Origin of the sequence: Pseudoalteromonas sp. CO348 (assembly GCF_004208845.1) — a bacterium.
GTDB lineage: Bacteria > Pseudomonadota > Gammaproteobacteria > Enterobacterales > Alteromonadaceae > Pseudoalteromonas > Pseudoalteromonas maricaloris.
The window spans coordinates 327,454-339,555 of the sequence record NZ_SGPI01000040.1; the positions used below are offsets into that span (position 1 = coordinate 327,454).

Here is a 12,102-nt window from a genome sequence, read left to right on the forward strand (position 1 = left end):
ATGCTTAATTTTGTATTTAAAAATCAAACCGAAATTCTTTTTGGTAAAGGCCAAATGAGTGAAATCACCTCACGATTACCAGAGACAGCAAAGGTGCTGCTACTGTACGGCGGTGGCTCAATTAAAAACAATGGTGTATACGACCAAGCTATGAGTGCATTGACAGGTGTTGAGGTTGTGGAATTTGGTGGTGTGGAGCCAAACCCAACATACGAAACACTAATGCAAGCGGTCGCGACAGCAAAGCAAAACGATGTGAACTTTATTCTTGCGGTTGGCGGCGGCAGTGTTATTGACGGCGCAAAGTTTGTGGCGGCAGCTGTGAATTTTGACGGTGAGCCTTGGGACATTTTGGTAAAAGGCGCAAGCTTTAGCAACCCATTGCCGATTGGTGCTGTACTTACTTTACCTGCGACTGGCTCTGAGAGTAACGGCAACTCAGTAGTTACTAAAAAGGCAACTTCGCAAAAGCGTGCGTTTTCGTCACCGACGGTACAGCCGCAGTTTGCGGTACTCGATCCAGAATACACCTATTCACTGCCGCCTCGCCAAGTGAGTAATGGGGTAGTGGATGCGTTTGTTCACGTGATTGAGCAGTATTTAACATATCCAGTAAATGCGCCACTGCAAGACAGATTCGCAGAAGGTATTTTACAAACGCTTATCAGCGAAGGGCCAAAGGCGTTAAGCGAGCCTAACAATTATGATGTAAGAGCAAACGTTATGTGGTCTGCAACTATGGCGCTAAATGGTCTTATTGGTCAAGGCGTGCCACAGGATTGGTCAACGCATATGATTGGTCATGAGCTAACGGCATTGTATAACCTTGACCACGCGCAAACGCTTGCGATTGTATTACCTGCGGTGATGTATGTGCAACGAGACAAAAAAGCCGAGAAAATCAAGCAACTTGGTGAGCGTGTATTTGGTATTGCAGCCGCAGACGAAGCACAGCAAATTGACCAAACGATAAAAGCAGTTCAAGACTTTTTTGAGTCGATGGCGGTGCAAACGCGTTTAGCTGATTACCAATTAGACGAAAAAGCAGTACAAGAAGTTATCGCTAATCTAGAAAAGAACGGCATGACGGCGCTAGGTGAGCACGGCGATATTGATTTAGCGAAGGCGAAAGAGATTTTGATGTTGGCGTTGTAAAGCTTATTAAAATCACAAGAGCAGGCGGATCAGCGTCTGCTCTTATTTTAGCCCAGATAACATACAAAAATTGCATGATTGATATCGCTTTAAACACAAAACTTTAATCTATTATTGAAATTGGTTGCGTGAAATACTTGGTTTACCTCGCCTATCTTCAGTGCTAATCTACGGCAGTATTCAAAAAAGTTTAAGGAGAATTTGATGATTGTTTTATTGAGCCACCCGGTAAAAGTTGTAGCTAGGTGTGATTAGTAGACGCTAACTTTCGTCTCTTCTAAATTTTTACTCCTTTTACCCGGTGTGATGCCTAACGGGCTTCTCCGGGGTCAATGATATTCATTAACCCTGCTTGATTTTTGCAGTCTTTCTGCATTTTTGAGATTTTATAATGAATACATCTTATTCGCCAACACAGCTTGGTTGGCAAGCATTTTTTCAACAGCAACTGACACTAACAGAACTGGAATCATCAAATCTTGGCCGCGTGATAGCGCACCACAGAAGTAATTATTTAATCCAGTTGCAATCACGGCAAATTTCTTTAGCTACTCATGTATTACTGCCTAGTATGACGGTTGGTGATTGGGTTTTGTTGGATGAAAATTATCAATTTATTAGGCTATTATCCCGCAAATCGGTTATTTCAAGGAAAGCTGCTGGCAGTAAAGTCGCGGAGCAATTGATAGCCGCAAATATCGATAGCCTGTTTATTGTTTGCTCGCTAAATCAGGATTTTAATCTAAACCGGATCGAACGTTACTTAGCACTGGCTAATGAAGCGCAAGTGGAGCCAATTGTTGTTTTGACTAAGAAGGATTTGGTTGACGGTTGGCAACAGCAAGTACAACTCGTTCAGGAGTTGGACCCATTTTTGACAGTCGAAGCGATAAACGCGTTGGAGCCGAGCTCCGTTGAGTGTCTAAAAGCTTGGTGTAGCACGGGAAAAACGTTGTCATTTGTAGGTTCATCAGGTGTGGGTAAGTCCAGCTTGGTGAACACGCTGTTAGGGTGTAAAGAACAGCTCACCGGTTCAATCCGTGAAGATGATGCAAAAGGGCGGCACACAACAACTGCTCGCTCGTTGCATTTTATGGACAATGGCTCAGTGCTGCTCGATACGCCAGGAATGAGAGAGATCCAACTAGCCGATTGCCAACAAGGGATCAGTAAAACATTTGCAGAAATTGAAGTGTTAGAAAGCGCCTGCCGTTTCAGTGATTGCTCGCATCAAAATGAGCCCGGATGTGCTGTTCAGCAAGCGATAGAGAGTGGAGAACTTGAAGTTAGGCGCTTCAACAACTTCATAAAACTAAGAAGTGAACATCAAAGAAACAACGCCAGCCTAAAAGATAAGAGAGACAAGGAAAGAGCACTTGCAAAGAAGTATCGTTTTGTACAAAGCGATACTAGAAGACTAAAAAAGGGCTACTGAGCTAGTACAACTGAGCTAATTCAACTGGGCAGTACTAGCTAGTTCTGTTTTATCTTAAACCAAAGTGGACTCGCTCCACTTTGGTTTCGTTTTTCTACGCTAAAGTACGGCTAAAGAGACACCCACTTTATCTTTTGAGGTAATAAGTTAAAAACATTAAAAAGACACCAATTTTTAAACTGTGACGATAAAGTGGGTGTCTGCATATGCCAACAATACGGGCGCTACAGTTAGTTTGATGTTTGAAACTTAATTGTCGTCAAAGCAAACTTTTTAAGACCTCAATACGACAATAATATTTTAGCGTTTGAATATTAAGGCCAATACATGAGAGTCATGAAAATCATACTGGTGGCAACTTTGGTTACAGTGGCGAGTTGTGCAGAACAAAAGTTGGAAGCTGTAGCACCAGGTTATGTAAATAAACAACGAGTATTCGAGCAGAGTATTCGCGAAATTAATGATAGCGGAGTGAGTAGTGAAACAGCGAGTACACTTCAATCCAGAATGAGCACATACCGCGTCCCTGCGGTTAGCATTACTGTTTTTGATAATAATCATATTCTTTGGTCGAAAGGTTACGGAGTTACAGATGAGTACTCAAAAGTGAATGTAACGCCGGATACGCTGTTTCAGGCTGCTTCTATTTCTAAAGCTGTAACGAGCTTTGGTGCTTTTAAGATGATAGAGCTAGGTCGTTTTGGACTACATGAAGATGTAAACAGTAAGCTTACACGCTGGCAGGTCCCCAATAATAAATTTACTAAAGAAAATAAAGTGACACCCAGTCGAATTATGAGTCACACTTCAGGGCTCAATGTACAAGGGTTCGCTGGTTATGGCAGAAACCAAAAAACTCCTTCGCTCGTACAGGTTTTACAAGGGAGTGAGTTGAGTAATTCCCCATCAGTTAGAGTCTTTCAAACACCAGGGAAGTCTGAATTTTATTCAGGTGGTGGCATGACAGTTTTGCAACTGTTGATGGAAGATAGTAGTGGGCTGTCATTCTCTGAGTTAATGGAAAAGCAGGTATTAAAGCCCCTAAACATGAATAACAGCTCTTTTAAGTTAGCGTCGCTGAATCTGCCTCAATATAGAGTTGCTAAAGGTCATGATTTACAAGCAAATATGATCGCTGGAGGTTATCGGCTATATCCTGAAAAGGCAGCTGCGGGGTTATGGAGTACTCCTTCTGATTTAGCATTATTTATGATTGCTCTAGGTAAATCCTATCGTGGTGATGAAGAAAGCTTATTATCTCCACATCTTGCGAAAGTCATGCTTACTAGAGTTCCCGGTGCTGGTGGTACAGGAATAGGACTCGATGGAGAAGGTAACGCTTATAGACTTAGACATAGTGGTGGGAATGCCGGGTATACTTGCTATGCCGTGTCTTTTGCTAGTGTTGGCCGAGGTTTTGTCGTTATGACAAACTCAGACAATGGCTTTCAATTAATCCATGAAATCTCTAGAGCCATTTCTGAAGTTTATGATTGGCCTGCATTATGGATGCATGAATAAGCAAGCTATATTGCTTCTCGCTAAGGCGCAATTGGTCTAGGTTCTCAATTATTAATTGATTTGATGATTAACCAAAAAGTGCTACACAATTGGATATATTTGAACGCCGTTGAATTGAGAGTGAATCACAATATTTTTGCTTTGCTGCTGAGCTACCTGCAGCTCCATGGATCACAGTACTAAATTGTGTTGTCAGGGTTATCCAGTTCTTAGAGGTTAGATTTAACCTGTCTAAAATCGGTTGTTTGTTTTTAATGTAACCTATTTTGTCACTTCTTATGCAACGCCCTGTGAGTTCGACCAGTTCGAGATATGATGACAGCTCAAGCGGTATACCTTTAGGCATATGCTTTCTCGGATTGCCAGCAAATCGGAATAGTGAGCGAGGTTGCTTTCCTTGTTTGGCTAATTCAATACGCTTTTTTACACTCGTGTATTTAGATTCTCCAGGTAGCTTAGCGAGGTTAGCGCGAATGGGATTTAGATCAACATAAGCCATGCACGCAGCAAGTGCAGCTTCATCAAGTAGTGCTTGTGATTTGAAGCGCCCCTCCCAAAACCGACCTGTACATTGGTCCTCTTGATTTGCTCGTCGTGCAATATACTCATTAAGTGTTCTCATAAACCAGCTGATACAGGTAATGCGCGATCGATATATATTGATAGTATTATCAAGTATTGACCTTTCCGCATCTGATAATGGCTCATTACGAATAAACTTATGTGTGAGCCAATTGCCTTTAAACTGCTTGTGCCAGCGAATGATAATAGCTTTGTCAGTTAGACGTTTGGCTTTTTGAATATCAACATGTAGAACTATATGGGTGTGGTTATTCATAACCGCATATGCACAGACATCAATGCAAAACGTTTTTTTAAGGGCGAGTAGCTTTTCTTCAACCCAATCCCTGCGATGTTCGTAAGAGCGCCCAGTGGCTATGTCTTTACCGCAAAGATAGGCTTGCCTAACACAGCGAGAAATACAGTGATAATATTTGGTTTCTGATAGACAAATTTGTCGGCAGCGTGCAGTGGCCATAATAGATACCTTCAATCCTTTGAATGTATGTTAAGAGTAGATTGTCTTAGCCAATTTAACAAATGAAATACTAAATGGGTGGGTGTCTTTTTAAAAGCTGTTTTAAAAGCTTGTACTGAGCAGAATTTAACAACGGAATTTAACAAGACACCCACTTTAACCTGTAAGGATCATGGCTTTTGTCGCAGCTGCTCGATGCGTTGCTCAAAGCTTGGGTGTGTGCTTAACCAACTATGCTGTTCGTCGCTTTCCTTGGCGAGTTTTTCGAATATAGAGATCATCGCATCATTATTACCATATAGCGCCATTAGTTTGTTGTGCGCGTACAAATCAGCCTCGAGCTCAGCTTGTTGAGAGTAATTTTGGTTGATACCTAACATTGCGCCTTGCATCATAAGATCTGAGAGCGCAGAGATGTCACCCAATACGACACTCAAACTGACGAATACGATAGACGAGCTTACAAGGGATTCCATCACGTGATTATGCTCCACATGGCCAATCTCGTGGAGTAACACTGCGCTAAGTTCTTGCTGAGTCGATGCCAGTTCGACCATGTTATCGGTGATCACTATGCTACCATTGGCCAGTGCCATGGCATTGGCTTTATCTTTCCATTGCCTAAATTCAAGTTTAAATTCACGTTCACTCGATGCGTTAGCGCCAAGCAATGAGACAAATAAAGCTCGAGTCTCTTGCTGCTTGATTTCACTTAATTTTGATTCAGAAAATTCCGAGTTATCTAGCTCATTTAGGCTACCTTCGTCGATGATTTGGTAGATTTGTTTGGGCAGTGAGGCTGAGATCTCTTCAGCGAAGTAAGGCACGCCTTTGGTATAAAACTGATAACCACTAAATAAAACGACCACAACTGTGGCCGCTATAATCCAAAGCCACTGCGTTTCTTTAGATTGTTTGATTCTGCTGTGTATCTTTGAGCTCATCTAGCACTTCTCGCATCACATCGATGTTGTATTTTCTCACTATTTTTTGGCTATTAAATAACTGAGGTAGCTCAATTAAGCACACTAAAATTAGCAGTATCCAGCCATAAAAGAGAATAAGCGCAAGCCCTATTAGCATCAAGGTTAGATTAATAGCACCACGTGCAGTTTTACCCAGATAAAAGTGATGTAAACCTGCGGCAAAGAAGTAATTGAGTACGGCGTAAGTATCCGGATCTTTTACTAGCTGTTCTTCTAGTTGGTAGTACTGCTTGCGCGCTTCAGGACTTAGCTGAGCAACTTGATTTCTCAACGCTTCTTCTTGTTCTCTTAATGCTATTTCGTCCATGCAAACTCCTAGGATTAGGTTATGGTAGGGGATCTGATTTTACTTCAATACAATCTGGATCATTGCAGCGCCTGATCCGACAAAAACCGATACGCACGCCTTTAAAGAAGCCGTATTTTTCGATTGCTTGATAGGTATATTCAGAACATGACGGCGTAAAATTACAACTTATATTGAAGTGGGCTTTTGCTCCACCATTCGCTTGATAGCGGCGAATGGCAGACAGAGCAAAGCGTTTAAGCACGTTTACGACCCAGTGTTAAGATCACGGCTTCGCGGCTCCAAAATAGCATAAAACGTTTGTTTTCGATAACTTGGAAAACAAGCTGCCAACCATCTTGCGCTTCCATATTTAAAGTTGCTTCAAGCTTTTTTAACGGTAATCCACTTGAGCCAAGTAATAATGTGCCGCAGCCACCTTCAACTACATGGATAACTTTATATTCGTCGTATTGGGTCATAATACATCCCTGATTTAATTAGAATAAGTGAGATTTAATTCTATAGTAGCCAAGTGATCGCGACAATAGCGATTTTGTTGTTATTTTTTATTTACAACAAAGTTTGATATTACTCATGAATAAAGCAAGATGTTACCCCAAGTGACCACTCTACAACGGCTTCAGCATGAAGTTTGGTTGTGTCATAAAGAGGGACTTGAGTATGCACTTGCTGAACGAGCAAACCGATTTCTGTGCAACCTAAAATAACCCCTTCAGCCCCTTGTTGATAGAGTGCATCGATGATGTCTAGATAAGTTTGCCTTGAGCTTGCGTTGACTTTACCACGACATAATTCGTCATAAATTATGTGGTGAACTAAAGCTTGTTGGTCCCCATCAGGTGTTATGACCTCAATGCCGTGAAGATCTTGTAATCGTGCTTTATAAAAGTCTTGCTGCATCGTAAATCTCGTACCTAACAGCGCGATGCGTTTTATGCCGTCATTTTTAAGTCGCTTCGCGGTTGCGTCGGCAATATGCAGTACCGGTAAGCCTGACGCTGCGCTAATTTCATCTGAAATTTTATGCATGGTGTTGGTACAGATCACAATGGCATCTGAGCCGGCAAGCTTCAACGACGTAGCAGCGCCTGCCAAAATGGTGGTCATTTTCTGCCAATCACCAGCTGCTTGAAGCTCTGCAATTTCGGCAAAGTCGACGCTATACAAGCAAAGCTTGGCACTGTGTAGTCCGCCAAGCTTTGCTTTAACTGTTTGATTGATAAGCTGGTAGTAGCTTTGTGTTGACTCCCAACTCATACCGCCAATTAGCCCAAGTTGTTTCATAGTGATTGCTCGTTATTTGCTGATAATAACGACAATAACGGATCTAGATTGAAACTTGAACCGTCAGCTTAAGGCGAGTTGACGGTTTTTCTTACTCTTGTGTTTTTTACGCTTTCTTTGCCACCATAAATATAACCCAGTAAAACCAAGCAATACGGGGGCGAGTCCCATAATGCACCAAATTATTTTACTGGTAAGCCCTGCAAAGTGGCCAAAGTGAAGTTTTCTAAAACTGTCGATTACCCTGTCTACAGTAGACGCCGTTCGAATATCGTAGGCAAAGGTTTGTATACCAGATTGCGCGTCAAAGCTAACCGTTGCAGCATAGTTACTAATGAACGGGTTGGCATCGGCGACGCTACCAAAAATGGTAATGTTGGTTTGCTCTGGCTCAAATGGAAATAGCCAGTAGGTTGGTTTAAGTTCGTTAACCGCACGATGGCTTTGGGTCATCATGGCATCAAAATCTAATGAGTGATTAAACATTGCGTGGCTGACAATATGGTGCTCATCTTCTTGGTGTTCAAAAGCCTCGTGATAATACTCCACTGCATTAAAGTAAACGCCAGTAATACCTAGCGCGAGCAATACTGGCGAACTCCAAATGCCAATTACCTTATGCAGGTCGCTCATCATGATGAGCCGAGGAGCTTGTCGCCTAAAGCTAAAGAATCGCCGCCAAAAGCGCCGATATATCACTAAACCGGAAACACCGAGCAAGGTAAAAATTATAGCCACAGCTAAACCGATAACGACACCCATGTGTGGAAAGGTTTTACTCACATCATCGAGTAGTAAGGTGTAATGTAGGTGAAGAATAAAATCAGTAAAGTCGCTGTGAATACCCACAGGCTCGCTTAGCATTTTGCCTACGTACGGATCTAGATACGTTTTAAACCACGTGTCTGTACCATGCTTTAATAAATAGACTCTATCAGCTTCGTAGCCGTCATCGAATATTTCCCAGCTACCAATTTCATAATTTGGATGGGTGTCTGCGACATAATTAACGAGCACCTTCATGGGCTGACGTTCGACGTCTTGGTCCTGATAAGTCAATGTCGCTTGCTTTGGGAGTAATAGGCTATCTATCTCGAATTTAAACACCAACATGCTACCTGTGACTGACATAACGGCGAGCGGAAGTATCGCGATTAATGCCATTGCACTGTGCCATTTAAATAGTGTTTTACGCATTATTTTCCTTTGAGTTAAAACTAAATGAGAATGAATAAATGGATGAATTTACAGGCTGAATTAACAAGGACACCCACCTTAATGCTTGCAGGCGCATTAAGGTGGGTGTCCGTTTAAATCTTTCAGTCTATGTCCTTCCGTAAGTTCTCTTAGGTGAGACTAAAAGCGATAGTGGAGACCAACATCGGCTTTGCGCTCGGCCCCCATCCAGCAGTTACTTTCGTCATAGCATGCACCAACGTATCGCTTGTCACTGAGGTTACTAATGCTAAAGGTGATCCTGGCTTGCTCGCTGAGTTCATAATCAAAGGCGATGTCGAATAAGGTATAGGATGGCACGGTATCTGAGTTGTATTTACCAACATAACTCTCGCCAACATACCGAGCACCAACACTGACTTTAAGTGCACTCAACAGGCTTGGGTAATAGTTTAACCAAAGCGAAGCGGTGTTATCAGCCACCCACACTAAGCGTTTCCCCACCAAATCTTGATCTAATTCATTTTTAGTGACTTTCTGGTCTAGATGCGTGGCATTGAACTGCACATCAACTTGTTCGTTAAAGGTGTGAGAAGCCTCAAGCTCAATACCTTTGGACTGGATTTCACCGGCTTGAGTTTTCGTGACAAAGTCTTTGCTGTTAATGATTTCGTTCTGCTTGGTGAGATCGAATAGTGCAAATGTTAGCTGTGTATCGCGAGATTGATATTTAACGCCAAGTTCCCATTGTTCTGCTTCAGTTGGTTTGAAGGCTTGTTGAGTTACGCTATCTTCTCCTGCAACGGGCTCAAATGACTGACTATAGCTTACGTAAGGTCGCCAACCAGAGTCCAGCTGATAAAGTGCGGCAATCCTCCCGGTGAGTTGGGTGTCATCAATAGTTGATTCCGTTTGCCACTCGGTGCCAGCGTAGTTTTTATCAGCAGTAACATCACTGGTGAAACTGTCGTATCTAAGACCTGCCAAGAGGGTTAGCGCTGATATTGTCACTTCGTCTTGGACGTAAAACGCACGGTTACTCTGTTCAATATCGTGCGCTTCGGTATAGAAGTTAAGTGGCAAAGCGCTGACATCAAACGCTGCATAATTGGGCGCTGCTAGATTAATGTTTGGTGTGCCTGTCCCGAGAGTATCCCAATACCCTACGGTTGAGCTTAAGGTTTTGTATTCAAAACCCAAGAGTAAGTGATGTGATGAGTTGCCAACCGTAAAGTGAGTAGACAATTGGTTGTCTAAAACATAGCCATGTTGCGTTTCATCGGTTTTATATGCTGCACGGGCAAGTATGGTATCGCTATCTGCAATTAAGTTTTGGTTGTAGGTATTTTGCTGTAGGCCTTCTGCATCGGTGTAACGCCAGTTGGCAAATAAAGCCCAATTGTCGGACAAATTGTGTTCCAACTTTAGCCCTGCCATTAGCGTTGTTCTATCAAAATTAGACCAATTGATATCGCCTGCAAATGCATCGGCATCTAGATAACCGTAACTTGCACGCGTGAGCGTACCAACGCTATGTAAGGGAGTGGACGGTATGGCTTTGGGATCGTCTTGGTAATAAAGCTGTGCAGTTAAAGCCGTATCATGGCTCGGTTGCCAGCGCAGTGATGGTGCAAATACAGTGCGTTCTTCTTCAGTTGTTTTTTGCTGGCCATCACTTGTTCTTGATAGCGCAATGGCACGATAGCTCAGCTCATCGGTGATCACACCTCCATGATCAACGCCGATTTCTTTGAGCGCTCTGCTACCGACTCTCAGGCGAACCTGTGTTTGCTCAGTGCCATTGGCAAGCTTTGCGATTTGATTCACCATGCCACCTGGCGGGGCTGAGCCGTAAAGTACTGACGCTGGGCCTTTTAGCACCTCAATGGTGTCGGTGGCAAAGGCATCAACTTGAGGATATAAATTCCAAAGGTTATTGGATTGCAGTTCTAGGCCATCGTAATAGTTTCGATAAGATTCAAAACCGCGAATAGTGTATTGGTCAAAAATGGTGACCGTGCTGCGGCTTTCTGGTGTGATACCAGAAACATAGCGTAACGCAGCATTGACCGAGTCAGCTTGGCGTAGCTGCAGGGTATCTTGATCTATATGAGAAATAGAAAAGGGCGCGTTGATTGGTGCTAAAGACGACTTTGTTCCGGTACTTTTATATTGGCTGCCCTGAACTTCTATTCTTTCTAACTCATCTTTTTGGTTTTCATTGGCACTTGTGGTTTGAGAAAGCAGTGAGAGGCACACTGCAGCATAGAGCGTGTTAATTTTCATTGTTCTACTACTATGGATAATGAGAGTGATTCTTATTATATATATTTTGCACGGTTCAGTTTTGTCTAAGAGTGCACTCGTTGTGAAATTTGTTTGGGAGAAAGAGAAAATAATTGCTTAAAACGACGGCTGAAGTGCGCCTGATTTTTAAATCCGCTATCAATAGCAATTTGATTTAAGGATGCAGAGCTATTAAGTAACTCAAAATAAGCATGAGTGAGCCTAGTGCGGATAAGATATTCACTGGCACTCAGATCAGATGCGGCAAATAGTTTGTGAATATAACGTTTTGACCAGCCTGAATGGTCACATAGCATGTCGATACAAAATGCTTCATCATTTGCATGTGTAGAGATGAGCTGTTTTAACTCCGCTAGCGGCGACCTTGGTAATTGGGTCGGCTGGCAAGCACTTAGGTGCAGTACAATTTCATCTTCAAGCCATTTTGCCGCTGTTAAATTTAGCGTTGTGGCGGTTAAGGCGCTTTTGAATAATGTTGATAGACCAGAGGGAATTGTCAGTGCTTGTCCATGCAAAAGCCGCTTGCCGGTTCGAGATGCTAGCCAATTGATTGGAAAGTTGAAGCTAACGGCGTGGTATTGTGTCGGAAGGTGAAACACATGTTTTTGATTTGCCTCAAGATAAATTAATTGTGTTAGATCAGCACGCTGCAAGGATTGCTCAGTCAGCCACCAACCATTTCCTTCAGTGATAAGGATCAAACTACCATAGTTTTCAGGCATCATCGCCGCAGTTTGCGCAGTGCGATGGTAAATAATACCATCGAGCTTTACTTGCGAGATGCTACTACAGATGAGCGGCACTTCGGTGTGTAGTTCACCGTCAGACACATGGTCATAAAACCCTTGATGTAATAATTGGCTGTAGAGATCTAATACAATACTCATTA

12 protein-coding genes are annotated in these 12,102 nt (G+C 42.7%); 3 read left to right on the top strand and 9 right to left on the bottom strand.

Going from position 1 to position 12,102, the window contains the following annotated elements:
* From EXT48_RS22480 to EXT48_RS22490, 3 genes are all read left to right on the top strand, one after another.
* Positions 1 to 1,155 carry an iron-containing alcohol dehydrogenase gene (locus EXT48_RS22480; protein ID WP_130165860.1) on the top strand — a complete coding sequence of 385 codons (1,155 nt, stop codon included), beginning with the start codon at positions 1 to 3 and terminating at the stop codon, positions 1,153 to 1,155.
* 391 nt (positions 1,156 to 1,546) lie between these two features.
* Complete coding sequence (gene rsgA, locus EXT48_RS22485) at positions 1,547 to 2,590, top strand: ribosome small subunit-dependent GTPase A (protein WP_130165861.1); 1,044 nt, start codon at positions 1,547 to 1,549, stop codon at positions 2,588 to 2,590.
* A 336-nt stretch (positions 2,591 to 2,926) separates the two neighbouring features.
* The gene (locus EXT48_RS22490) at positions 2,927 to 4,111 is read left to right on the top strand and encodes a beta-lactamase family protein (protein WP_240703430.1); all 1,185 of its coding nucleotides are present in this window, start codon (positions 2,927 to 2,929) and stop codon (positions 4,109 to 4,111) included.
* A gap of 67 nt (positions 4,112 to 4,178) precedes the next feature.
* On the opposite strand, the gene EXT48_RS22495 is transcribed toward EXT48_RS22490, so the two are convergent.
* From EXT48_RS22495 to EXT48_RS22535, 9 genes are all read right to left on the bottom strand, one after another.
* Positions 4,179 to 5,150, bottom strand: a complete 972-nt coding sequence (locus EXT48_RS22495; protein ID WP_130165863.1) for a transposase — start codon at positions 5,148 to 5,150, stop codon at positions 4,179 to 4,181.
* A 170-nt stretch (positions 5,151 to 5,320) separates the two neighbouring features.
* Positions 5,321 to 6,094 (bottom strand): M48 family metallopeptidase, encoded by a 774-nt coding sequence (locus EXT48_RS22500; protein WP_130165864.1) that lies wholly within the window; start codon positions 6,092 to 6,094, stop codon positions 5,321 to 5,323.
* Positions 6,057 to 6,443 (bottom strand): membrane protein, encoded by a 387-nt coding sequence (locus EXT48_RS22505; RefSeq protein ID WP_045988345.1) that lies wholly within the window; start codon positions 6,441 to 6,443, stop codon positions 6,057 to 6,059. Before EXT48_RS22505 ends, EXT48_RS22500 begins: the two co-directional genes overlap by 38 nt.
* Positions 6,444 to 6,462: 19 nt before the next feature.
* Complete coding sequence (gene yidD / locus EXT48_RS22510) at positions 6,463 to 6,687, bottom strand: membrane protein insertion efficiency factor YidD (RefSeq protein WP_083229856.1); 225 nt, start codon at positions 6,685 to 6,687, stop codon at positions 6,463 to 6,465.
* Positions 6,680 to 6,904, bottom strand: a complete 225-nt coding sequence (locus tag EXT48_RS22515) for a DUF4177 domain-containing protein (RefSeq protein WP_010369821.1) — start codon at positions 6,902 to 6,904, stop codon at positions 6,680 to 6,682. The genes yidD and EXT48_RS22515 overlap by 8 nt, the downstream gene beginning before the upstream one ends.
* Positions 6,905 to 7,013: 109 nt before the next feature.
* Entirely contained in the window at positions 7,014 to 7,730 is a 717-nt protein-coding gene (locus EXT48_RS22520; protein WP_130165865.1) for an aspartate/glutamate racemase family protein, read from the bottom strand.
* Between the two features lie 63 nt (positions 7,731 to 7,793).
* Positions 7,794 to 8,927, bottom strand: a complete 1,134-nt coding sequence (locus tag EXT48_RS22525) for a PepSY domain-containing protein (protein ID WP_130165866.1) — start codon at positions 8,925 to 8,927, stop codon at positions 7,794 to 7,796.
* 159 nt (positions 8,928 to 9,086) lie between these two features.
* Positions 9,087 to 11,192, bottom strand: a complete 2,106-nt coding sequence (locus EXT48_RS22530) for a TonB-dependent siderophore receptor (RefSeq protein WP_130165867.1) — start codon at positions 11,190 to 11,192, stop codon at positions 9,087 to 9,089.
* 65 nt (positions 11,193 to 11,257) lie between these two features.
* A complete protein-coding gene (locus tag EXT48_RS22535) occupies positions 11,258 to 12,100 on the bottom strand; it encodes a response regulator transcription factor (protein WP_130165868.1) in 843 nt (280 codons plus the stop codon).
* Between the last annotated feature and the right edge of the window lie 2 nt (positions 12,101 to 12,102).

Coding starts and splice junctions, on each gene's coding strand:
- EXT48_RS22480 (WP_130165860.1), top strand. CDS start 1: ATGCTTAATTTTGTATTTAAAAATCAAACCGAAATTCTTTTTGGTAAA.
- rsgA (WP_130165861.1), top strand. CDS start 1,547: ATGAATACATCTTATTCGCCAACACAGCTTGGTTGGCAAGCATTTTTT.
- EXT48_RS22490 (WP_240703430.1), top strand. CDS start 2,927: ATGAAAATCATACTGGTGGCAACTTTGGTTACAGTGGCGAGTTGTGCA.
- EXT48_RS22495 (WP_130165863.1), bottom strand. CDS start 5,150: ATGGCCACTGCACGCTGCCGACAAATTTGTCTATCAGAAACCAAATAT.
- EXT48_RS22500 (WP_130165864.1), bottom strand. CDS start 6,094: ATGAGCTCAAAGATACACAGCAGAATCAAACAATCTAAAGAAACGCAG.
- EXT48_RS22505 (WP_045988345.1), bottom strand. CDS start 6,443: ATGGACGAAATAGCATTAAGAGAACAAGAAGAAGCGTTGAGAAATCAA.
- EXT48_RS22515 (WP_010369821.1), bottom strand. CDS start 6,904: ATGACCCAATACGACGAATATAAAGTTATCCATGTAGTTGAAGGTGGC.
- EXT48_RS22520 (WP_130165865.1), bottom strand. CDS start 7,730: ATGAAACAACTTGGGCTAATTGGCGGTATGAGTTGGGAGTCAACACAA.
- EXT48_RS22525 (WP_130165866.1), bottom strand. CDS start 8,927: ATGCGTAAAACACTATTTAAATGGCACAGTGCAATGGCATTAATCGCG.
- EXT48_RS22530 (WP_130165867.1), bottom strand. CDS start 11,192: ATGAAAATTAACACGCTCTATGCTGCAGTGTGCCTCTCACTGCTTTCT.
- EXT48_RS22535 (WP_130165868.1), bottom strand. CDS start 12,100: ATGAGTATTGTATTAGATCTCTACAGCCAATTATTACATCAAGGGTTT.